We start from the raw sequence: 22,445 nt of genomic DNA, 5'->3' as shown, positions 1-22,445 counted from the left end.
CAGAGAAATTGTTGGACTATATTTTTAATACGGCCAACCAAAAACCGGAACAGGCCGCACAAAAGTTTCACAGGCTATTGGCAGAGGGTTTTTCATCACACAAAAAAAAATGCTCTATAGAAACTCTTAGTGCCATCCCTGTTGTGCCAAGCAATCACAATAGAAAAATTTGGCTACTGTCTTCTGAGCATATTAAAAATATAAGGTACAATTATATCCCAATGATCAATATTCCTTTCTTTAAAAATATAGGGGTGTTTTTATACACCTTTTTTAAGGTTTTCTTTTGGTCTCTATTTCGTATGGGACAACAGAAAGTGATACTTTGCGATGTTTTAAACGTATCCATTGCCACAGCCTCCCTCTTGGCAAGTAAACTCACTTTTACAAAAAACATCACCATCGTTACTGATTTGCCAGGTTTAATGGTTACCAACAACAATAAATCAATAACAAATTTTTTCTATTCTAAAATTGCATCCTACATGTTGTATAGATTCAATGGCTATATTTTCTTGACCAAACAAATGAACCCGATTGTAAATCCTAAAAACAGGCCCTTTATGATCATGGAAGGTCTTGTGGATGTTAATATGGGGCAAGCAAAAAATAATTTGGAGCAAAAAGACAAACATAAAATCATTATTTATGCTGGTGGCCTATATGAAAAATATGGTATAAAAACTTTGATTCTCGCCTTTTTGAAACTAAAAGATCCTGAAGCCAGATTACACCTTTACGGTAATGGAGAAATGGTAAAAGATATGGAATATTATTCAAACAAAGATTCTAGAATAGTATATAAAGGAATGGTTCCCAACGCATCGGTCGTTGCTGACCAACTAAAAGCAACACTATTGATAAATCCTCGACCTACAAGTGAAGAGTTCACCAAATATTCGTTCCCTTCGAAAAATATGGAGTACATGGTTTCAGGGACTCCTATGGTTACGACTAAACTCCCAGGGATGCCAGATGAATATCTGGATTATGTATATCTTATAGAAGAAGAAAGCCTTGAAGGGTTTTATGAAAAATTAAAATATTTACTTTCAAAACCCAAAGAAGAGTTACAAGGATATGGAAGTAATGCAAAAGATTTTGTAATGAACAATAAAAACAACGTTATCCAGACTGATAAGATATTGAAATTTTTAAGTTAAGTATTTAGAAAATGACCTTACCGTCAAGAAAACCAATTAATAATTTGTTTTTAATCATTTAAACCGTTAATAAGGAAGAATAATCGAAATTATAATCAGTTAATCGTAATATTACACAGAAAAATAAAACAAGCATTACCTTCACTTCAAATAATCTTACCACAAGGTAAATTAAAATAATTCATAAAAGGATGATTTCGTCCTTTTTTTAAAATAATATATACTCTCCACCTAAACTATTACTCACTATTAATAAAAAATAATATATTAGATTCAACTTTACTACATTCAATAAAGCTGATGACATGAAATCAATTATTTTGTATATTAATTTCAGAATCACAAAAAGCTATTTATTGGAAATTTGAAATTTCCCCAAGATGTTATCATCTTTTTGTAGGCTTCGAATAGGGTTCTGATTATACATTCAAACAAGAATTTCGTTTGTTTTTTCATTAATTATTCTTAAAAATGGCTCTAAAAAAACGTTAGATGAAACAAAAGATAAAAACAAGAGTAAAGAATAATATGTTGTTATATAATATTGCATTAAGAATACAAAGAATTATCCGTAGATATAAAAAACCTATCACAGGAAAAAATAATTCATTAAGGAACAACGGGGTATTGATTAACGTAAAGTACGATATTAATGGTGACCATAACCTTATTGTTATTGAGCATGGGGCTATTTTATCAGATATGTTAATTTATATGAGAGGTAGTAACCACATACTAAAAATTGGAAAAAATTGTCGGTATAATGGCGGAGAAATTTATTTTGAAGATCATTCTTGCAAAATAGAAATAGGAAACAATACAACTATTGAATCTGCTCATTTGGCGGTAACTGAGCCACACAAGAAAATTTCTATTGGAGAGGATTGTATGTTTTCAAGTAGTATAGAGTTCAGGACTGGGGACTCCCATAGCATAATAGATAATTTTACAAAAAAAAGAATTAACCCGGCACAAAACATAAAAATAGGAAACCATGTTTGGATAGGAGCACATTCTATAGTACTGAAAGGTGTCGAAATTGGGGACAACTGCATTATTGGCACCAATTCAATAGTAACCAAAAGCGTAGTTTCAAATTCTATTGCCACTGGTATTCCTGCGAAAGTGGTGAAAAATGATATCGATTGGCTTCGAGAACGTATTTATGAAAATTAACCCCTAAAAAATTGGTTTTGATTTACCATTCGGTAGAATAACCATAAAACATTACTATTAGAAGTAATATTTCTTTATAAAATAAAATATTCCATATATTAGTTCTTTTAATCATCCCTTAAATAAAATTAAATTGGTTTATAGAATGAGGATTGCACTTCTTTTTCCCAATAACACCTATACCTCTCCTTACTTAAAATATTACACACAGTTACTGGAAAAAGAGAACCTTGAATACGACCTAATTATCTGGGACAGAGCTGGAATAAAAGAAGAAGGTTGTTTAGCTTTTAGTCAAAAAGAAAATCGAAAATCAATTTATACTAGGGCTTCTGGTTTTTTTAAGTATCGAAATTTTATAATTCAAAAAATAAATGAAAATGAATACGATAAAATTATTGTTTTTTCTTGCCAATTAGGAATTTTACTTAGTAGGTATATAACGAAAAAATATAAAAACAATTTTCTTCTAGATATAAGAGATTATTCGAAAGTATTACCATTTTTTAATAATAGATTCAGGAAATTGGTTTTAAATGCCAATACTGTCTGTATATCATCCAATGGTTTTAAAGAATGGTTGCCGAAAAATAGAGATTATCTACTAAGCCATAATATTGATATTAAATTAATTGAAAACAGATTGAAAAATGTAAGTAATAACAAAACATTTTTCAATGACCAAATTTTAAATATTGATACAATTGGCCAAATAAAGGACTACAACTCTGATAAAGAGGTTATTAATCAGTTGAAAAACGATAAAAGATTCCATATGACATTTATTGGTTTTGGCCCCACTTTGGAGGCGTTAAAACAGTACATCAATGAAAATAAAGTTTCAAACGTACATTTTTATGGACCATATAAAAAGGAAGAAGAAAAACAATTATTGGCTAAAACCGACTTTATTAATATTCTTATTAGTAGAAATAAATTTAATAATGGTGTAACAAGCAATAGGCTCTATTTATCGGCGTTATTGAATATTCCATGTATTGTGAACGCTCAAACTATTGAACAAAGAAAGATTATTGAAAAATATAAATTCGGAATCATCGTTGATAAATACGAAGAGTTACCTAATAAATTAATCGAATATAAAGAAACTTTCAACAACGAGGTATTTATTGACAATTGTCTCGCTTTTTTAAATAATGTTAAAAAGGACTATAAAATATTCGAAAACAGATTAATTAACTTCATAACTGAAAAATAATAACATGTTCAAAGGCAAAACATTATTAATAACCGGCGGCACTGGTTCTTTTGGGAACGCGGTGTTAAATCGGTTCTTAGAAACCAATATTAAGCAAATTCGCATTTTTTCTCGAGATGAAAAAAAGCAAGACGATATGCGTAACCAACTCAAAAATGATAAGGTAAAGTTTTACATAGGTGATGTTAGGGATTACGATAGCATTGCAAAAGCCATGCGCGGGGTAGATTATGTATTTCATGCTGCTGCATTAAAACAAGTTCCTTCTTGTGAGTTTTTTCCCATAGAAGCAGCTAAAACCAATGTCTTTGGTACCCAAAATACCATTGATGCAGCTGTTGCTAATGGAGTAAAACGGATTATTTGTTTAAGTACGGACAAAGCCGCTTACCCCATCAATGCCATGGGTATAAGCAAGGCCTTAATGGAAAAAGTGGCGGTAGCCGCTTCACGGAATATTCAGGATGACAATACTATTGTTTGTTTAACCCGATACGGCAACGTCATGGCTTCTAGAGGATCTGTGATTCCTTTATTTGTAAAGCAAATAGAAGAAAAACTACCACTTACTGTTACAGATCCAAATATGACGCGCTTTTTAATGTCTTTGGAAGATGCCGTGGATTTGGTACTTTTTGCCTTTAAGCATGGGAACCAAGGGGATCTCTTTGTCAACAAAGCTCCTGCCAGTACCATTGGAGACTTGGCAGATGCAATAAAAAGTATTTTTAAAGCGGATAACGAAATCAAGGTCATTGGCACAAGACATGGTGAGAAACTTTACGAAACCCTATGTACCCGTGAAGAAATGCAAAAAGCCGAGGATATGGGGGAATTCTATAGGATTCCTGCAGATAATAGGGATTTGAATTACAGCCGTTATTTCTCTGAAGGTAAGACTAAAACCAGTGTCATTGAAGATTACCACTCCCATAATACCATACAACTTACTAATGAAGAATTAAAACAAACCCTTTTAAATCTTGATTATATTAAAGAAAATCTTTAAATGGTTTACCACAAGCTAATACAAGGGACTAATTTTACAGATGCACGTGGCAAACTTGACTTTTTCAACGCATTTGATATGGCGTCGATTGTTCGTTTCTACGAAATTAGACCTAGCAATGTTAATACCATTAGAGCTTGGCAAGCCCATAAAAAAGAGATGAAATGGTTTTACTGCCATACAGGGTCTTTCGCAGTACATCTAGTACAAGTGGATAATTTCGAGCATCCCTCACCCCTATTAAAAATCAAAAGATTTGTCTTAGCGGCTAAAAATCCCATGGTATTGGAAATATCTGGCGGTTATGCAACAGGATTCAAGGCTATTGAGGAAAATTCCGCATTACAAGTGTTTTCGAATTTCAGCTTAGATGAATCTAAAAACGATGATTTTCGTTACCCTATCGAAAAATGGGATACTAAATGGTAATTGCAAATTAAATTGTTGTTCTTTGTTGCAAATTAGAAATATCAAGCTTAGATGAAGAAAAAAATCGGTATAACCGGACAAGCTGGTTTTGTGGGTAACCACCTCTACACTACCCTTTCATTGGACGACTCCGTGGTCCTTATCCCATTTGAAAGATCTTTCTTCACTGAAAGTGGACAATTGGAAAATTTTGTGGCACAATGCGATATAATTGTGCACCTCGCTGCAATGAACAGGCATGAAAACCCTCAAGTCATATACGACACCAACTTGGAATTAGTTTCTAAACTACTGCAGGCCTGCACGACTCGGGATGTCCGGCCCCACATTTTATTTTCTTCTTCCTCTCAGGAAGAACGTGACAATCTATATGGAAAGTCCAAGAAGGAAGGAAAACAATTATTTATGGATTGGGCTGCCAAAAATGGAGGGGAATTCTCTTCATTGACGATTCCCAATGTCTTTGGTCCTTTCGGAAAGCCAAATTATAATTCGGTGGTAGCTACATTTTGCCATAAAGTGGCCCGTAATGAAGAACCGACCATTATCAATGATGGTGAGGTAGGCCTCATATACATCAATGAATTGGTCCAGGTTTTTATAGCTGTGATGCATCATAAGGCGAATGCAACCGAGATTGGCATAAACAGCTATAAGGTAGATATTGCCCCAACCTACACGAAGAAGGTTTCGGAAATCCTGTCCCTATTGTTTGGTTATAAGAAAAACTACATGGAGAATGGAGTCTTTCCCAACTTGGAGGATACCTTTGAAAAAGCATTGTTCAACACTTTCCGATGTTATGTACCCGAAAGCCATTACCCTGTTAAATACACCAAGCATACCGATAACCGTGGAAGTTTTGTAGAAATTGCACGTACTCAAACCAGTGGGCAATTTTCGTACTCCACAACAGTCCCTGGAATAACAAGAGGCAACCATTTTCACACAAGAAAAGCAGAACGTTTTGCAGTAATCAGTGGTAAGGCGTTAATCCAGTTACGGAAAATAGGTACTGATAAAGTGATAGATTACTATTTGGATGGTAAGAAACCGGCATATGTTGATATGCCCATTTGGCATACGCATAACATTAAGAATATCGGGGATAAGGAATTGATCACTTTATTTTGGATAAATGAACCCTATGACCCTGAAGATGCAGACACCTATTTTGAAGATGTTTAAATTTAACCAATCATAATAGCATTACATTGAAAAAACTAAAAGTATTAACTGTAGTAGGCACCCGACCCGAGATAATTCGTCTTGCTTGTGTATTGAACGCATTGGATGCCAATGATGCCATTGACCATACTTTGGTGCACACAGGACAAAACTACGACTACGAACTTAATGAAATATTCTTTGACGATCTTGGCATTCGTAAGCCGGATTATTTTCTAAACGCAGCTGGTAAAAATGCCACGGAAACGGTTGGAAATATTTTAATTAAAATTGATCCTGTATTAGAGGAGATAAATCCCGATGCCTTCTTGGTTTTAGGAGATACCAATTCTTGCTTATGTGCCATTCCTGCGAAAAAACGAAAAATTCCTGTTTTTCATATGGAAGCTGGGAATAGATGCTTTGACCAACGTGTACCTGAGGAAACCAACAGAAAAATAGTGGACCACGTGGCCGATGTTAATCTTACCTATAGCGATATCGCCCGTGAATATCTTTTAAGGGAAGGTTTGCCTGCTGATCGTATCATCAAGACCGGAAGCCCTATGTTCGAAGTTCTGTACAAATTCAAACAAAAAATCGAAGCTTCCGAGGTCCTTGAAAAACTAAACCTAAAGAAAGGAAAATTTTTCGTTGTTTCTTCCCATAGGGAAGAAAACATAAGCAATCCTAAAAACTTTGAGGGACTTATTTCTTCCATGAACCAGATTGCCGAAAAGTATGATTACCCAGTAATTGTTTCAACGCATCCACGAACAAGAAACATGTTGGATGCCAAAAAAATCAAAGCACATAAAAATATTCAATTTTTAAAACCCTTAGGTTTTTCTGACTATAATGCATTACAATATAATTCGTTTGCAGTATTATCTGATAGTGGTACAATCTCGGAAGAATCCTCAATTCTAAATTTTAGGGCCTTGAATATTAGAGAGGCACATGAACGCCCGGAAGCCATGGAAGAGGCCTCCGTAATGATGGTTGGTATGAATCCAGAGCGGATATTACAAGCGTTAACCGCTTTAGAAGTACAGCAAAGAAATCCGAATCGGAATTTTAGGCCGGTCAGTGATTACTCAATGCCCAATGTGAGTGAAAAAGTAGTTCGAATTATTATCTCTTATGTTGATTATATTAACAGAGTAGTATGGTCGAAGTAAAAAAGATAATATTTCTTGCATTGCAATTCAGTAATGCTGAAAAGGGTAATACTCTTTGGACAGATTTGGTACAGGAATTTCACCATAAAGGCCATGATATATTGGTGCTGGCTCCGGCCTTGGACGAATCCAAAATTGGCCTCAGAATAGAAGCCGGTGTAAAGGTACTTAGGGTGAAGACCAATAAATTATTCAATGTTGGACTATTGCAAAAAGGAATAGCCAATCTAATGCTACCATATCAATATAAAAATGTACTGAAAAAGAATAAGATTCCGCTTGATTTTGACTTGATACTTTTGCCTACCCCGCCAATAACCTTGATTGATGTTGGATTATGGATAAAGAAAAAATCACAAGGAAAGCTTTATTTAATTTTAAGGGACATTTTTCCGCAAAATGCAGTGGATCTTAAAATGATGAAGACAAATGGGTTAATTCATTCCTATTTCAGAAAAAAGGAAATCAAATTATATGAGAAATCTGATAGTATAGGATGCATGTCCCCAGCAAATGTAGAGTATGTAAAAAAGCATAATCCTTATTTAGACATGAACAAGCTTCATCTACTTCCAAATTGGGAACGTCTACCTAATTTTGATGTTAATGGGGATGTTGGGTCAATAAAATCAAAGTATGGGCTAAGTGATAAGTTTATAGTCATTTTTGGTGGAAATATTGGTAGGCCCCAAAAGTTGGAAAACATAGTGGAATTGGCAAAATCCTGTTCTGAAATTCAAGATTTGGTTTTTTATATTATTGGTAATGGTACCGAAAAGGGAAAAATAGCCAACATGGTGAAAACCAATAAAATGACAAACATGATTTTCAAAAATTCAATTCCCAAGAGAGATTATTACCAACTGTTAAGAGCAGCTGATATTGGTTTGATTTCGCTAAGTGAGGATTTTACCATTCCCAATTTTCCGTCAAAGGTATTGTCCTATTATGGGGCAAAAAAGCCTGTGCTAGCCTCCTTAGACCTTCAAACGGATTTCGGAAAAATGTTGGAGGAAACCAATTCTGGATTATGGGCTGAGGCAGGTAATAAACAGGAGTTAAAAGAAAAATTAGTTAAGCTATATGAAAGTAAAGAACTTAGGGAACAACTTGGTAAAAATGGTTATGAATATATGAAGGCAAACTTACAACCTAACAAAGCTTATACTACAATTATTAAGGCTATCGCCACCTTAAATTGAAAGAAAATTCAGGGAAATAATCAGATACAACTTGGTTCATCAAAAAAATTGCCGTTAAACCAATTTTTAATTTGGTAAGGGCAGAAAAGGTTTTTTGTATTTCTTTGCGTTATGAATAAGTAGCTTTATAACTCTCGAAATATAATGGAAGATATGGCTGGGGCACTATAAAAAAAAGGAACACCTAATAAATAGATTACAATGTATACCAACTTTTTTAAAAGAATTATCGATATAATACTCTCAGTAATAGCATTGCTCCTATTATCACCACTCATCATCATTTTGATCATTTTACTGCTGTTCGCCAATAACGGAAAACCCTTTTTCCTGCAAAAAAGACCAGGGAAAAATGCCGAAATATTCACTATCATCAAGTTCAAGACCATGAAAGATCCCAAAGATCAGGATAGTGAATTACTCGATCAAGCGCAGCGCGTTACAAAAATTGGTGAATTTATCCGAAATAATTCTCTGGATGAACTACTTCAGTTAATCAATGTCTTAAAAGGGGACATGTCTATCGTAGGACCTCGTCCGCTCTTGATCATCTATCTTCCCTTATACAATGAAGAACAAGCCAGGAGGCATTTGGTAAAGCCAGGTATCACGGGCTGGGCCCAAGTAAATGGGCGTAATAACCTATCATGGAAAGAAAAATTTGAACTTGATGTGTGGTATGTTGACCATATAAGTTTTAGTACCGATGTGAAAATCTTGTTGAAGACCATCCAAAAAGTATTGAAACGAGCCGATATTTATACCGAAGAGGAAGGAGATGCTTGGGCGGCATGGACTGGTAACTCTTAAATAAACCAAGTTTAAGGTATTGTCAAAGGTCTCTGACAATCAATTTGACAAAGCACAATCGGAGCCGTACATCATGGCTCACAAAGCTTTATCCCATCGTACGACCTAAATCCATTAAATGGATATTATTACTACACCCATTGGTTATTGACTAGAATGTCTTACAGCGAATAGTAAGAAAGGGCCGATGTAATATTTTAAGGGCCATACCCTACCAAAATGTAGATTAAAGGAGGTAGAAACTATGGAAAGTTTTCAAAAAAATGAATTCCCAAAGGTTTTACAATAATCACTATATTAATAATCCGATTTATTTGTAAACCTCTTTATACAAAACAACTATGGATAAAGCAAACTTCCACCACGTGCACCTTAATGTAACGGATCCTGATACGACTATTGCCTACTATCAAAAATACTTTGGGGCCAAAAAGGTGAAGTACCGAGGTAAGACAGATGCTCTTTTTACCGAGAAATCCTTTTTGTTACTCGATCAGGTCGTAGAATCCCCTGAAACCCACATTGGTTCCTGTCTATGGCATATTGGCTGGTCGGGTGTGGATGGTCAATCTGAGTTCGACTGGCGAGTTAAAGAAGGGATAGCCGTACATACTCCCATTAACCCACTTGGCGATGGCCATTGGATGTACTTTTTGGGCCCCAACAATGAGGTTGTTGAGGTCTTTACCGGAAACAAGAACCATACTTTTGAGCACATACACCTTTTGGCTTCTGATGTTGATGAGACCATGGATTGGTTCAAATTGCACCTTGGCTTGCTCCCAGAACATGAAAGTGCACAACCATGGGGTAACGGATTATTTAAATGGAACAAGCTACACGTAGACAATATTAATATCATGGTGAATGGTAGGCCCGTTGAAGAAAGATCTTGGTTTCCTGCCGAATTCAAACCTACAGATGGTACCGCATTCGATCATATCGGATTTTCCTTCGCAAATATCGACCCCGTTTTTAGACAAATGAAATCGGCAGGTGTAGAAATTGTGCACGATATTAAAATAGATCCAATTCATGGACTAAAAAGTTTTTATGTTCGAGGACCTGATCATATGCTGATTGAAATAGTGGAGGAAAAACCAATTCCAGAAGGTATTTGGCTTTAATCCCCGATTGCATTTTGAATTTTTGCATTCAGAATCCGTCCGTAAATTTCAAAAATCACCACAAACAAAATGAATGACGGACAATTCCTGAATTAATGGATTATTAAAAATAAATATCACTTATAGGAAATTAACACGAGTAAAATCTCATTCATCTTAATAAATTGTCGTTGCGCTAATAATGGACATAGTTTAGCCAGAAAAAAAACGATTTTATTTTCTTTGCCTTTTAAAATAGTGATTTTCAAGGTATCTGCATATCTTGGATGATATTCTCGTGGAGCTTTAAATAAAGGAACATCTAAAATAGAATACAATGTATAAAAGGTTTTTTAAAAGAATTCTCGATTTAACCATATCATTTACAGCATTGCTCCTATTATCACCGCTCATCATCATATTGACCATATTACTACTGTTTGCCAATAACGGAAAACCATTTTTCCTTCAAAAAAGGCCTGGGAAAAATGCCGAATATTTTACCATCATCAAGTTCAAGACCATGAAAGATCCGAAAGACAAGGGTGGTGAAACGCGTAATCAAGCTGAACGTATTACGAAAATTGGTGGATTTGTTCGAAATTACTCCTTGGATGAACTGCTTCAATTAATCAATGTTTTAAAAGGGGATATGTCAATCGTAGGACCTAGACCAATGTTGGATAATTATCTTCCATTGTACAATGAAGAACAGGCCAGGAGACATTTGGTAAAGCCGGGTATCACTGGCTGGGCGCAGGTAAATGGACGAAATGCCATAACCTGGGAAGAAAAATGGATCTATGATGTGTGGTATGTTGATCATCTGAGTTTTGGTACCGACGTAAAAATTCTGTTGAAAACCATTTATAAAGTATTCAAGCGAGACGGAATTGCCTCCAGTGAACACGATATCTTTGAACCATGGAAAGGAAACTCCTAAAAAAATATTGGTCTACGTAAGGTCAAAGCTTATAATTGACATTATTTGTTCATGTAATATTTGTTTATTAGCGATAGATTAAGCGTTTTTAACGAAATATTATGATATAATACGCTTAAACCACGATATTTGTGATAATAGTACTACCACTACGGTACATATCTTTTGAATAGGTGCTACAATAGACATGCATGCGATCAAAATCAACTTAATTATTTTTGCAGCCAAATCTTAACAAAGCTTAGATCAATTTTATGATTGAAATCATAAGGGAGAAGGAAATTTGGGACAATCTAGTAAAAAAATGCGATTTCGCTGATTTTTACCATACCTACGACTACCATCACGCAGCCAAGGCTAATGGAGAGGAACCTGTTTTAATCCACTATTCCGAAAATGGCAAATCTATTGTTTTACCCTTGCTATTCAGAAAGATACATCTTTCGATATATAAAGATGCTACTTCAGTTTATGGGTATCCCGGCCCCATTACCAATGACACACCCTCTGATTTTAACATCAATTTATTTCAAAAAGAATTGAATCAGTGTTTTAAAGAACAAAAAATTATTTCAGTCTTTTCCAGATTAAACGCATTTATACCATACCAAGAAAGTTGTTTGCTTAAACTGGGCAATACGGAATCGCTCGGGAGCGTGGTCTATATAGACCTGGATGAAACAATTGATAAGCAATGGAAACTCTATAACAGGAGACTTAGGACTTATATCAACAAATCCAGAACTATTTACAAAATAAAAAATGCCGATATACCTGCTGATTTGGATTCGTTTATTGAATTGTACTATGAAAATATGAGGCGGGTAAAAGCCAACAAGGCGTACTTCTTTGACAAAAAGTATTTCCTGGATTTAATCAACAGTTCAGATTTCGAGACTGAGGTATTACTCGCCATTAGCATAAAGACCGGTGATGTTGCCGGAGGGGCCATGTTCATAAAGAAAAATAAGATAATCCAATATCATCTTTCCGGAGCCAGTCAACGATATCTCGATTTAAATCCTATTAAATTACTCATAGATGAAATGCGGATTAGAGGAAAGCAGGAGCACTACAGTTATTTGAATCTTGGCGGTGGTGTTGGTGCTAAGGAAGATTCATTATTCTATTTTAAATCAGGGTTTTCCAAATATACATTACCATTCAAAGTTTGGAAATATAAAGTAAATCCAACTATCTACGAAGATTTGGTTCAACAGCGAAATGATATTCATTATTCCGATGAAACATTGCAGTATTTTCCCCGTTATCGTGTTAACCAATAATAAAACTTTGACAAAACTGTAAAAAAACAATTCTAACGGCCCAAACAGCTGCACTATAGAAGGAGATCGCCCCTGAATATTCCATATCAAGTTTCGGACAGTTCATTGCAAATCAATGTCCCCATTTGGTTCGAAAAGCTAGTCGATAGGTTTTACGGCCTATTTTTATTTTCATAGCAAACCAAAGTATTTCCATAAGATGGTGAAAGGAAGGCGTCCAAAGAGCATTTCACGTAAGTGAAAGCGGCCTGGGCGCTGTGGCATTACAGTTTATATATCATGGATAATGTTAGTCTACTAGCCATGGCTACAGCTGGCCCCTCCAAACCAAGGTACACTGTACCTTGGTTGTTCGGTCCTGGTTCTTTTTTGGGCGATACAAAAAAGAAATAGACCTTAAAAAAAGTATCGTACACCACGGTTTTAGTGAGCAGTTGAATTCTGGGCAAATGAGCCAAGGCATAGCTATTTTAGTAGCAAATCAAGGTGTTACTAAAGAGGACGACCATATCACATAAGACCATATCACATAAGACCATGTCATTTCGATGGAGGGAGGAACGAGTGAGGGAAAATCACATAACCATATTCCAGTGCGATTCCTATTCGTGCCTCATTCGGAATGACAGGCCGATTTTAAAAAGAATTTCAGCCTGGCATTTTTTCGTTCGTTTTTTATTCATGGGCATGTCTATTGTTTTTTAAAGGTATTCATGAATGCCGTGCATTTGGGGCAATGCAAAAAAAGATCAGAACACGAACTCCGGGATAGTTTATTCTTTCTTTTTCCAATTTTCATACGACTTTTGAGATTGATACGTATAATGGGTTCTTATTGATTGAAAAAAAACAAAAAAAAGGATGCAATTGCATAAGAACCTGTATCTTATTCTCAATACTTAAACTATGAAGTGATTTAATCTTTTAGGATTATAGGAGGCTTGTCGATTGTTTTAGGGGTTTTGCCTGAAAAAATGTGTCCTGTCAATAAGAAATTGTTGTTTTGTCAAGAATTAGAAATTTATATAAAGTATAAAAAACAGACCTAATATTGATTTAGACAACAAAATTCAGCAATGTATCATGAATATTCAAAACGCGCTTAATTTTAGAGAATAGCAATAAACCTTATAGGTAGATTATTCTACTTTATTAATTACATTTACAATTTAAAACAATTTTAACATTAACTAAGAAAACTTTTATGAAAGAAGAGTATTTAAAAAGTGTTCAGACCATGGATGATATTATTAAAACCTCCTATGCTTGTATAGGTGGTGAACCAGGAGAAGCCCGTGATTGGGAATTCTATCGGTTTTTATTTCATCCTGATGGAAAATTAATCAGTTATGAAAATGATGCGAATGGTAATTTAAGACCTCAGTTTTTATCACCTGACGAATACATAAGTAGGATTGGACATTGGATGGAAACCAAACGAACTTCTGGCTTTTATGAGAGGGAAATAGGTAGAGTTGAAGAAAGGTATGGCAATATTGCCCATTGCATAAGTACTTGCGAATCTTTTCATAGCCTTGAAGATATGGAAGCTGGCAAGTCTTATGTCAAAAATGTACACAGCATTCAATTAGCTTACTATAAAGAGAGATGGTGGATTCTTAGTATGTATTGGCAACGTGCAACACCAGAATTCCCTATCCCGGAAAAGTATTTACAGTATAGTAAATAAGTACTTTTATAGATTTTATCAGAGACTGTCTTGAAATTTCTCGTAAGAAATCCAATAGCCTTTTTTCGATGCAGAAAAGGTGAAATTTACAGGCATAGCATAGCTACGGTTTAAAATTTTAACGGAATTGTCCGCAAAAAAGGCTACAAGAAAAAAACCGGTAAATTTCAAAACAGTCTCTTAATTATACAAGAACATTCAAATTGGGTGTTTTTGTATAATTATTAATTTCAAACATATTCTATCTATTCTTGTTATATAGATATATTGATTTCATCAAAGAAAGGATCGATTTTGTTCAACCACGAATAGGGGAATTTAATGATATTCTACCTAATGCCGAAACAATTAAAGGATGGGTTTCTTAATCCTTTAACTTATTGAAAATATAGATTAATTGATGGAAATGAATCCAAAGAACATACGATAGAAGTAAATATTCCGTTGAATTATATGAAAATTAACCCATTAACGTTTGAAATATTATTTGTATTTAATGTGCTACTATGATAAAGATTAATTTAATTGAATATTTTGAAAATACTGTTGATTCATTTCCTGATAAATTAGCACTTGTCGACGGTACCTCCCAATTGACTTTTAACGAGTTAAGATGTAAAGCAAAACTTATTGCAACCCAAATAACCAAAATCAACAGTTCAATAAATAGTCCTGTTGCTATTTATTTACCTAAAACCAATGATGCCATTGCTTCATTCTTAGGTACGATGTACAGTGGTAATTGCTATACGCCATTAGATACGAAAAATCCCATCCCAAGGATTCAAGCAATCTTAAAAGCATTAAACCCGTCATGCATTATAACCAATGATAGGTTCATTGCGAATATAAAAAAATGCGATTTAGATATTGAGGTGATCAACCTTGATGAATTAGATCAAGAGGAGGATGTTGACGAAAGTTTTAATTATCTAAAATGCATAGATACTGACCCCGCATATATATTGCATACCTCTGGCTCTACGGGTGTACCAAAAGGAGTGGTTATTTCACATTTATCCATTATCGATTATATAAATTGGGTAGCTGACACTTTTGATATTACTGAAAAAGAAAAAATTGGTAATCAGACCCCTTTCATATTTGACATGTCCACATTAGATATCTATCTAATGATTTTTAAAGGGGCAACACTTTTTATTATTCCTGAGCAGAAGTTCATGTTTCCCGCTACCCTGTTGGATTATATAAATGAGAATAATATTAATTTTATATTTTGGGTTCCATCGGTTTTGGTGAATATCGCAAATCTTAAGCTTCTTGGTTCGATTAAAATCCCAACGGTAAAAAAGGTGTTATTTGGTGGTGAGGTAATGCCCCCCAAACACTTGGGTTATTGGATAAAGAATTTAGATAAAAATGTCGTTTATGGAAATATGTATGGTCCTACTGAAATAACAGGAACATGTGTTTGCCATATTGTTGATGAAACCTTCAATGAAAATGAATCCCTACCTATTGGTAAGCCATGTAGAAATACCGACATTATAGTCTTGAATGAAAAGGATGAACTTTGTAAGGTTGGAGAGAAAGGTGAGCTATGTGTTAGGGGATCTTCACTTGCACTTGGTTATTGGAATAATTTAGAAAAAACGAACGCTGTTTTTGTTCAAAACCCATTGAACAAATCAGTTCCTGAAAGAATATACAGAACCGGTGATATTGCCTTACTAAATGAAAAAGGTGAATATATTTACATAGGTAGAAAGGATTTTCAAATAAAACTATCTGGTTATAGAATTGATTTAGGTGAAATAGAACATTACATTTTAAGTGTTTTTGACACCATAAATGCAGGCGTATTTTTTGACAAAGCGAAGAATGAAATTGTTTTAATCTACGAGTCTGAAAATGAAATATCCGTTAAGGATTTCAGATCAAGATTATCGAATGTATTGTCTAAACATATGATTCCGACCAGATATATTAAAATGGACATTTTACCTAAATCAACAACTGGGAAAATAGACAGGGCTTTATTAAACAAAAAAATCAATAATACATAAAAGTTGTCAAAAGAATGGTAGCTTTATTAATCAATTATATTTAATTTATTTTGAAGAAAAAAATAATAGACTTTTTAACGGAAATTAGACCTGAGTTCGACTTTGCCGCATCCAATAATTTTATAGAAGAAGGTATGCTGGATTCGTTTGATATTGTAAGTTTAGTAGCTTCGCTAGACGAAGAATATGGAATATCAATTGATGGAACAGAAATTTTACCAGAAAATTTCTCAAATGTCGATAGTATATATCGATTACTAATTAATAATGGTGTTACGGAATGAACCTAAAATTTCACAATAAAAAAATTACGGGGATCCTAACTGTTTTACCTGAAAACGAGGTAAACTTTGACGACGAAATAGATAATTATGACTTCTCAAGAGGTCAATCCATGAAGCTCAAGTTGATTATGGGTTATGGTAAACGTAGAGTGGTTAAAGAAGGGACAACGGTGTCGGATTTATGCATTTACGGCTTGAATTATCTTTTTGACAACAATCTTTTAAAAAAGGAAGATGTTGATGCCATGGTCTTAGTAACACAATCCCCTGATCATTTTGTGCCAGCAACCAGTCATATCATCCAAGGCAAGCTGGATCTAAAACGGGATATGATCTGTCTGGACATCAATCAAGCCTGTTCAGGATATCCCGTCGGATTAAACCAGGCATTTATGCTATTGGAACAGGATGAGGTGAACAAAGTGGTTGTATTAAATGCCGACATCATGAGCCGTAAAGTTTCTGTTAAGGATCGGGGTAGCAGGCCAATTACCGGTGATGCCGCGGCCATCACCATTGTTGAAAACAACCCCTCTAACAATGTCATATATGGCACCGTAAATGTTGATGGAAAAGGTGCTGAATCCCTGATAATTCCAGCAGGCGGTTTTAAGATGCCATCCACGCCAGAGACAGCAGAACTAAAAACCGACAAAAGTGGAAATTCAAGGTCTTTGGATCATTTAGTAATGAAAGGAGATGACATTTTTACTTTTGTTCAAAAAGAAGTTCCTCCCATGATCGAGAACTTACTGGATAAGGCAAGTAAGAACAAGGACGAAGTAGATTATTATATGTTTCATCAGCCCAATAAATTTATGTTGAAAAAGCTTGCTGATAAAATGGGAGTGCCTTATACTAAAATGCCGAACAATATTGTCGAGAATTTTGGCAACGCCAGTGGTGTTTCCATTCCAACCACGATTACGTACAATTTAGGAGAAAAACTATTGACGAATTCATATTTAATTTGTTTAGCCGGGTTTGGAGCCGGGTTGGGTTGGGCGTCATTTCTTTTGGAAATGGGCAATTTGGATTTTTGTGAAACTATTGATTACGATAATTAAACTATGGAAAATTTTATAGAATCGATTGCTGAAATCCTTGAAGAAGAAACCGTAGAACTTAGCGATGAGCTTGAATCGTTCGAGGCTTGGGATTCATTGACCATATTATCGATTATCGCGATTTGCGATGCGGAATACGGCGTTGCCTTGTCAGCAGGGGAAATTGAGGGCTCAGGTACCATTTTGGAGCTGAAGGAGCTAATTGAAAGTAAAATGTAATCTAAGTGAACGAATATAGCATCGATCGCTTTATACTAGATTTTAGTTAAATTAAAAATTACGTAAATACTTGTATTTCAATAAATACATATATACTTGTGCTTAACTAACGGTACAACTAAAAAAAAAATTATGAGAAACGTTATTATTCTAGGAGCAGGTGGAGCAGGCGCTGAAGTAACTTTTTATATTGAAGATCATAATTCAAAAGTAGGAGTCGATCAACAAATCAAAATAGTTGGATATATTGATGACTCGAAAGAGAAATGGGAAAAATATAATTACAAAGCACCACTTTTAAGTAATATTGATTCATTTACCCCCAAGGAAGATGAAGAGGTCTTGATTGCAATAATGGATATTGGTATTCGAGAGAAGATAATCAAAACACTATTGGATAAAAAAGTAAAAATCGGAAGTTTCATCCATCACAGTGTAGTTATGCCGGAAGACCTTGATATAGGTGAGGGTAATATAGTTTTTCCATTCTGTATTCTCGAGAAACATGCGACCATTGGTAATTATAATTTTCTTACATCGTATTGTTTTATCAGTCATGATTGTGTGGTGGGGGACAACAACTTTTTTTCCGTTGCAGGCGTTGCTGGATCTGTCAAAGTAGGAAATAACAACTATTTTGGTCTAAGATCATTGGTAATTCCAGGTATTGAGGTGGGTAACAATAATCTTATCCAAGCAGGTATGATCGTTGACAAAAATGTAAAAGATGACACTACGGTTTTCTATAGGTTTAAAGAAAAGGTGATGGCCATTCCGAAAGTTAATTAATGTTTACAATTTAATAGCCATTCAAGAGAAGCTGTGGCCTTTTCCCTAGTTCGGGTCAGGTTACAAAAAGAGCTAAGCTTCAAAGGCTACATAGGTACACTATGATTAAAATTATTAAAAAAAAGAATGATTGGTGTCCTTTAATAAGATCTTCCAAAAATTCTGATTTCTATCACACCTACGACTATCATCATTTATCAAAAAACAAAGAGGAGTTACCTGTATTAATCACATATTCAGAGAGCGATAAAACGATATCTTTGCCATTATTACTACGCAAAATTGAGGGAACTCCTTTCTTTGATGCAACCTCTGTTTATGGCTATTCAGGCCCCACAATTAAGAATATCCCAACTGATTTTGATAATTCGGTTTTTAAAGAAGAGCTAAATAGGATATTCCAGGAATTAAAAATCATTTCGGTTTTTTCCCGATTAAATCCTTTTGTTGAACATCAAAATTCCGTACTTACAGGATTAGGTGATCTTTCAATGTCAGGGAAAGTTATATATATTGACCTCACGAAAGATCTGGATACCCAAAAATCAGCCTATGACAAAAGATTGCGCACCTATATCAATAAAGCAAGAAGACAGTGTGGTCTACGGTTAGCCGAGGGACCGGAAGATCTAGACATTTTCATTGAAATGTATTATGAGAACATGAAACGTGTAAATGCAAAGAAATCATACTTTTTCTCCAAGAAATATTTTGTCGATTTACTGAAAACCAAAGACTTTGAAACAGAAATATTGTTGGCAACCCATGATGAGTCCAAAAAGATCATTGGGGGAGCTATGTTCATTAAAAAAAACAAAATAGTACAATATCACCTTTCTGGAGCGAAAGAAGAATACCTGGCCTTGAACGCGATCAAATTGATTATTGATGAAATGAGAATTAGGGCGACACAGGAAGGATACAAATATCTGAATTTAGGTGGTGGGGTCGGTGGTCAGGAAGATTCGCTATTTCATTTTAAATCTAAATTCTCTAAAGATTACAAAGACTTTGAATTATGGAAATATGTGGTGAATCAGAAGGTTTACGACGATTTGGTTACTCAGGTAATAGGTCAGGAAAGTTCTTCCTTGCGATTTAAAGCTTATACAAAATATTTCCCTTTTTATCGATGTAATTCAAATGAGCTTAAAGCGATTAATCTATGATAAGTAACCCGTTTACTTCAGATACGTTTTCAACCATTTGGTCAAAACATTTTAGTCCATCGGTTTCTGCTACCCGTTTTGGTTTCTTAAAAACCCTTTTCTTTGAAAAGCATCAATTCTTGCCACTTTATATAAATTATGGAAAAACACATACCAAGGGAATTTCTTATACCATTGAAAATTCGGATGTCGAAGAAATAGTCGGAAAAGTTGTATTGATCTATGATGTCCCCACATATTTCACTACAGCAGAATTGCCCAAAAACAGGATTAAAAGATATCAAATACAGCAATATCCAGGGTTCTTGATTGATCTGGAATCATATAGGGATGTAAATGAATATATGGTGGGTACGTTTAAAAAAAGTAGCCGATATAAACTTAATAAGTATAAAAGAAAATTGGAATCGTGCTTTGATATCAATTATAAAATGTTCCATGGTGAAATATCAAAGGACGAGTATGAATCTATTTTCGCCTCGTTTAATGCGTTACTGACCAAAAGATTCGATGAGAAACAGGTTACGAACAATAATTTAGAAAAAGAAGAGTGGGATTTCTATCATGAAGTAGCATACCCGATGATTTTGGAAAAGAAAGCTGGCCTTTTTGTTATTTATAATGGAAACCTACCTATTGGCGTAACCTTATGCTACTTCTCTGAAGAAATTCTTTTTGACGCCATCACCGTTTTTGACATTGACTACTCAAAATTCCATTTGGGATCGGTAACTATAATGAAATTGATAGCATGGTGCATTGAACAAAAACTAAAGATATTCGATTTTTCAAAAGGGTATTTCGATTACAAGGTAAGATGGGGCTCAAAAAAATATGATTTTGAGTATCACATACTTTATGATTCCAAATCCCTTATCGCCCAAGTACTTGCTTTGGCGATTGCATTATTCTTCAAATTCAAACAATTTTTGAGAGATAAGAATGTGAATGAAAAACTTCACAGAATAACCTATAAACTAAAAAACAAACCAGACAAGACTATCGAAAAATTTCGATATACATTATTTGAAATTACGGAAGATTATCAAAACGAAGATTTTGTTGAAATAAATTACGGTACTGCTGAAAATGAATTTTTGAAAACAATTGTCTTCGAATTTTTATATCTGAAAAACGAATCGCAAAGAAATCTAAAACTATTTAGATCCTCTACTCATGATAATCGGTTTTTATTTTCAGGTATTGATAATAAAGTAATGGTTGAAGTGGTATAAGCTTACATAATTTGACCATCTCTCTGAAAATTGAACGTTTCAACAGTTTTTTTTGTAAGCTTCCCCTAATTAGAACTGCTTAGTTTTCTAAAACTTCATTAAAGTTATTGTTTTTAATTCTTTTGGGGCTAGCCCCAAAAGAATTAAGTTCCGCGTATTTTACGGGCGGTATTTTACCCAAGGCATCGTGGGGCCTATGATGGTTATAATCGTTCATCCAGATCTGTGTCTGTTCCCTTACTTGGTCTAGGTTTTCAAAGATATATTTGTTCAGCACCCCACGTCTATAGCTTCCATTGAACCTTTCCACATAAGCATTTTGGGTCGGCTTGCCCGGTTGGATATATTTGAACTCTATCCCGTGCATCTGGCTCCAATCGTTCGTTATATGGGCTATGAACTCCGGGCCGTTGTCCATGCGGATCCTCTTTGGCTTTCCTTTTTTATTGATAAGGTGGTTCAGTACCCAGACAATGCGATTGCTGGTCAAGGAAAAGTCGACTTCTATATGAAGTGCTTCTCGATTAAAATCATCGATGACGTTGAACGACCTGAAGCGTCTCTTGTTTTCCAGGACATCGGTCACAAAGTCCATACTCCAAGTGTGGTTAAGTCCATCAGGTACCTCTAAGGGCTCTTTCACCCTTGCGGGCAAACGTTTCTTCACCTTTCTTCTCAATGGCAGCCCAAGGGCCTTATAGATACGATGGACCCGTTTATGGTTCCATGGCTTCCCTTCATTGCGCAAACGATCGTAAGCCTTCCAAAAACCTTCCTCCGAATGTTCTTCGGTCTTTTGCAGCAAAGCATCCTCTATTTCGGTGTCGTCTTTCGGCAAAGGTTTATAATAATAGACGCTCTTGCTCATATTTAGGACACGGCACGCCCTGCTGATACCGTAATGAACAAGTTCTTTGGCGATAATGCGCTTACGGCAAGGCTTCAGAGCTTTTTTTCGATGATCTCCTTCGCCATTTGATGGTCCAAAGCCAAGTTGGCGTACATCTGCTTGAGCTTGCGGTTCTCCTCTTCCAGTTCCTTTATGCGCCTAAGCTCCTTGCCGCTCATTCCGGCGTACTTCGAACGCCACTTGTAGAAAGCGGCCGAACTCACACCGTGTTCACGGGTTATATCCGCAACGGTCTTGCCATTATCGAACTCTTTTAAAATCTTCGCGATCTGCGTGGGTGAAAATCTACTCTTCCTCATAATACTGTTTAAAATTAAGATTATTATTCTACTTTTAAACAGTTCGGTTTTAAGGGAAGCTTACA

At 35.0% G+C, this 22,445-nt stretch carries 21 protein-coding genes; 20 read left to right on the top strand and 1 reads right to left on the bottom strand.

Annotation, left to right across the window (positions count from 1 at the left end; genetic code table 11):
- Nucleotides 1–77 precede the first annotated feature (77 nt).
- The 20 genes from LX92_RS19420 to LX92_RS19320 all read left to right on the top strand — a co-directional run bounded on the left by LX92_RS19420 (nt 78) and on the right by LX92_RS19320 (nt 21,171).
- Nucleotides 78–1,163, top strand: a complete 1,086-nt coding sequence (locus LX92_RS19420) for a glycosyltransferase (protein WP_170117898.1) — start codon at nt 78–80, stop codon at nt 1,161–1,163.
- A 492-nt stretch (nt 1,164–1,655) separates the two neighbouring features.
- A complete protein-coding gene (locus LX92_RS19415; RefSeq protein ID WP_109654191.1) occupies nt 1,656–2,339 on the top strand; it encodes an acyltransferase in 684 nt (227 codons plus the stop codon).
- A 145-nt stretch (nt 2,340–2,484) separates the two neighbouring features.
- Complete coding sequence (locus LX92_RS19410; RefSeq protein ID WP_109654189.1) at nt 2,485–3,558, top strand: glycosyltransferase family protein; 1,074 nt, start codon at nt 2,485–2,487, stop codon at nt 3,556–3,558.
- A gap of 4 nt (nt 3,559–3,562) precedes the next feature.
- Nucleotides 3,563–4,567, top strand: coding sequence for a polysaccharide biosynthesis protein (locus tag LX92_RS19405; RefSeq protein ID WP_109654187.1), 1,005 nt, complete (start codon nt 3,563–3,565; stop codon nt 4,565–4,567).
- Complete coding sequence (locus tag LX92_RS19400; RefSeq protein ID WP_109654185.1) at nt 4,568–4,996, top strand: dTDP-6-deoxy-3,4-keto-hexulose isomerase; 429 nt, start codon at nt 4,568–4,570, stop codon at nt 4,994–4,996.
- A gap of 51 nt (nt 4,997–5,047) precedes the next feature.
- Nucleotides 5,048–6,184, top strand: coding sequence for a polysaccharide biosynthesis C-terminal domain-containing protein (locus LX92_RS19395; RefSeq protein WP_109654183.1), 1,137 nt, complete (start codon nt 5,048–5,050; stop codon nt 6,182–6,184).
- A 26-nt stretch (nt 6,185–6,210) separates the two neighbouring features.
- A complete protein-coding gene (gene wecB / locus LX92_RS19390; RefSeq protein WP_109654181.1) occupies nt 6,211–7,344 on the top strand; it encodes a non-hydrolyzing UDP-N-acetylglucosamine 2-epimerase in 1,134 nt (377 codons plus the stop codon).
- Nucleotides 7,332–8,546, top strand: a complete 1,215-nt coding sequence (locus LX92_RS19385) for a glycosyltransferase family 4 protein (RefSeq protein WP_109654178.1) — start codon at nt 7,332–7,334, stop codon at nt 8,544–8,546. The genes wecB and LX92_RS19385 overlap by 13 nt, the downstream gene beginning before the upstream one ends.
- A 201-nt stretch (nt 8,547–8,747) precedes the next feature.
- Complete coding sequence (locus LX92_RS19380) at nt 8,748–9,356, top strand: sugar transferase (protein ID WP_109654176.1); 609 nt, start codon at nt 8,748–8,750, stop codon at nt 9,354–9,356.
- 341 nt (nt 9,357–9,697) lie between these two features.
- On the top strand, nt 9,698–10,483 hold the full coding sequence (locus tag LX92_RS19375; RefSeq protein WP_109654174.1) for a VOC family protein: 786 nt from the start codon (nt 9,698–9,700) through the stop codon (nt 10,481–10,483).
- Between the two features lie 316 nt (nt 10,484–10,799).
- Nucleotides 10,800–11,405, top strand: coding sequence for a sugar transferase (locus LX92_RS19365; protein WP_109654170.1), 606 nt, complete (start codon nt 10,800–10,802; stop codon nt 11,403–11,405).
- A 254-nt stretch (nt 11,406–11,659) separates the two neighbouring features.
- Nucleotides 11,660–12,691: a GNAT family N-acetyltransferase gene (locus LX92_RS19360; RefSeq protein WP_109654168.1), complete on the top strand. Its 1,032-nt coding sequence runs from the start codon at nt 11,660–11,662 to the stop codon at nt 12,689–12,691.
- A gap of 1,204 nt (nt 12,692–13,895) precedes the next feature.
- Nucleotides 13,896–14,381 (top strand): hypothetical protein, encoded by a 486-nt coding sequence (locus tag LX92_RS19355; protein ID WP_109654166.1) that lies wholly within the window; start codon nt 13,896–13,898, stop codon nt 14,379–14,381.
- A 506-nt stretch (nt 14,382–14,887) separates the two neighbouring features.
- Entirely contained in the window at nt 14,888–16,408 is a 1,521-nt protein-coding gene (locus tag LX92_RS19350; RefSeq protein WP_109654164.1) for an amino acid adenylation domain-containing protein, read from the top strand.
- Nucleotides 16,409–16,458: 50 nt separating this feature from the next.
- Nucleotides 16,459–16,692 carry an acyl carrier protein gene (locus LX92_RS19345; protein WP_109654161.1) on the top strand — a complete coding sequence of 78 codons (234 nt, stop codon included), beginning with the start codon at nt 16,459–16,461 and terminating at the stop codon, nt 16,690–16,692.
- Nucleotides 16,689–17,759 carry a 3-oxoacyl-ACP synthase III family protein gene (locus tag LX92_RS19340; protein WP_109654159.1) on the top strand — a complete coding sequence of 357 codons (1,071 nt, stop codon included), beginning with the start codon at nt 16,689–16,691 and terminating at the stop codon, nt 17,757–17,759. The genes LX92_RS19345 and LX92_RS19340 overlap by 4 nt, the downstream gene beginning before the upstream one ends.
- Nucleotides 17,760–17,762: 3 nt before the next feature.
- Nucleotides 17,763–17,978, top strand: coding sequence for a phosphopantetheine-binding protein (locus LX92_RS19335; protein WP_109654158.1), 216 nt, complete (start codon nt 17,763–17,765; stop codon nt 17,976–17,978).
- Between the two features lie 132 nt (nt 17,979–18,110).
- Nucleotides 18,111–18,767, top strand: a complete 657-nt coding sequence (locus LX92_RS19330) for an acetyltransferase (protein WP_109654155.1) — start codon at nt 18,111–18,113, stop codon at nt 18,765–18,767.
- A gap of 101 nt (nt 18,768–18,868) precedes the next feature.
- Complete coding sequence (locus LX92_RS19325; RefSeq protein ID WP_109654154.1) at nt 18,869–19,936, top strand: GNAT family N-acetyltransferase; 1,068 nt, start codon at nt 18,869–18,871, stop codon at nt 19,934–19,936.
- Complete coding sequence (locus LX92_RS19320) at nt 19,933–21,171, top strand: GNAT family N-acetyltransferase (RefSeq protein ID WP_109654152.1); 1,239 nt, start codon at nt 19,933–19,935, stop codon at nt 21,169–21,171. The genes LX92_RS19325 and LX92_RS19320 overlap by 4 nt, the downstream gene beginning before the upstream one ends.
- Before the next feature lie 79 nt (nt 21,172–21,250).
- Here LX92_RS19320 and LX92_RS19315 read toward each other — a convergent pair.
- Nucleotides 21,251–22,380 (bottom strand): IS3 family transposase gene (locus LX92_RS19315; RefSeq protein WP_109654150.1). Its coding sequence is split into 2 segments (ribosomal slippage): nt 21,251–22,119 and nt 22,119–22,380, totalling 1,131 coding nucleotides; the frame shifts between segments, so codons are not numbered across the junction.
- Nucleotides 22,381–22,445 lie beyond the last annotated feature (65 nt).

The organism is Maribacter polysiphoniae (assembly GCF_003148665.1).
Taxonomy (GTDB): domain Bacteria; phylum Bacteroidota; class Bacteroidia; order Flavobacteriales; family Flavobacteriaceae; genus Maribacter_A; species Maribacter_A polysiphoniae.
This window is presented reverse-complemented; position numbering and strand designations above follow the sequence as displayed.

Bases quoted from the DNA above. Each gene is read 5' to 3' on its own strand.
- LX92_RS19415 (WP_109654191.1), top strand. From the start codon at position 1,656: ATGAAACAAAAGATAAAAACAAGAGTAAAGAATAATATGTTGTTATAT.
- LX92_RS19410 (WP_109654189.1), top strand. From the start codon at position 2,485: ATGAGGATTGCACTTCTTTTTCCCAATAACACCTATACCTCTCCTTAC.
- LX92_RS19405 (WP_109654187.1), top strand. From the start codon at position 3,563: ATGTTCAAAGGCAAAACATTATTAATAACCGGCGGCACTGGTTCTTTT.
- LX92_RS19400 (WP_109654185.1), top strand. From the start codon at position 4,568: ATGGTTTACCACAAGCTAATACAAGGGACTAATTTTACAGATGCACGT.
- LX92_RS19395 (WP_109654183.1), top strand. From the start codon at position 5,048: ATGAAGAAAAAAATCGGTATAACCGGACAAGCTGGTTTTGTGGGTAAC.
- LX92_RS19385 (WP_109654178.1), top strand. From the start codon at position 7,332: ATGGTCGAAGTAAAAAAGATAATATTTCTTGCATTGCAATTCAGTAAT.
- LX92_RS19380 (WP_109654176.1), top strand. From the start codon at position 8,748: ATGTATACCAACTTTTTTAAAAGAATTATCGATATAATACTCTCAGTA.
- LX92_RS19375 (WP_109654174.1), top strand. From the start codon at position 9,698: ATGGATAAAGCAAACTTCCACCACGTGCACCTTAATGTAACGGATCCT.
- LX92_RS19365 (WP_109654170.1), top strand. From the start codon at position 10,800: ATGTATAAAAGGTTTTTTAAAAGAATTCTCGATTTAACCATATCATTT.
- LX92_RS19360 (WP_109654168.1), top strand. From the start codon at position 11,660: ATGATTGAAATCATAAGGGAGAAGGAAATTTGGGACAATCTAGTAAAA.
- LX92_RS19355 (WP_109654166.1), top strand. From the start codon at position 13,896: ATGAAAGAAGAGTATTTAAAAAGTGTTCAGACCATGGATGATATTATT.
- LX92_RS19350 (WP_109654164.1), top strand. From the start codon at position 14,888: ATGATAAAGATTAATTTAATTGAATATTTTGAAAATACTGTTGATTCA.
- LX92_RS19340 (WP_109654159.1), top strand. From the start codon at position 16,689: ATGAACCTAAAATTTCACAATAAAAAAATTACGGGGATCCTAACTGTT.
- LX92_RS19335 (WP_109654158.1), top strand. From the start codon at position 17,763: ATGGAAAATTTTATAGAATCGATTGCTGAAATCCTTGAAGAAGAAACC.
- LX92_RS19330 (WP_109654155.1), top strand. From the start codon at position 18,111: ATGAGAAACGTTATTATTCTAGGAGCAGGTGGAGCAGGCGCTGAAGTA.
- LX92_RS19325 (WP_109654154.1), top strand. From the start codon at position 18,869: ATGATTAAAATTATTAAAAAAAAGAATGATTGGTGTCCTTTAATAAGA.
- LX92_RS19320 (WP_109654152.1), top strand. From the start codon at position 19,933: ATGATAAGTAACCCGTTTACTTCAGATACGTTTTCAACCATTTGGTCA.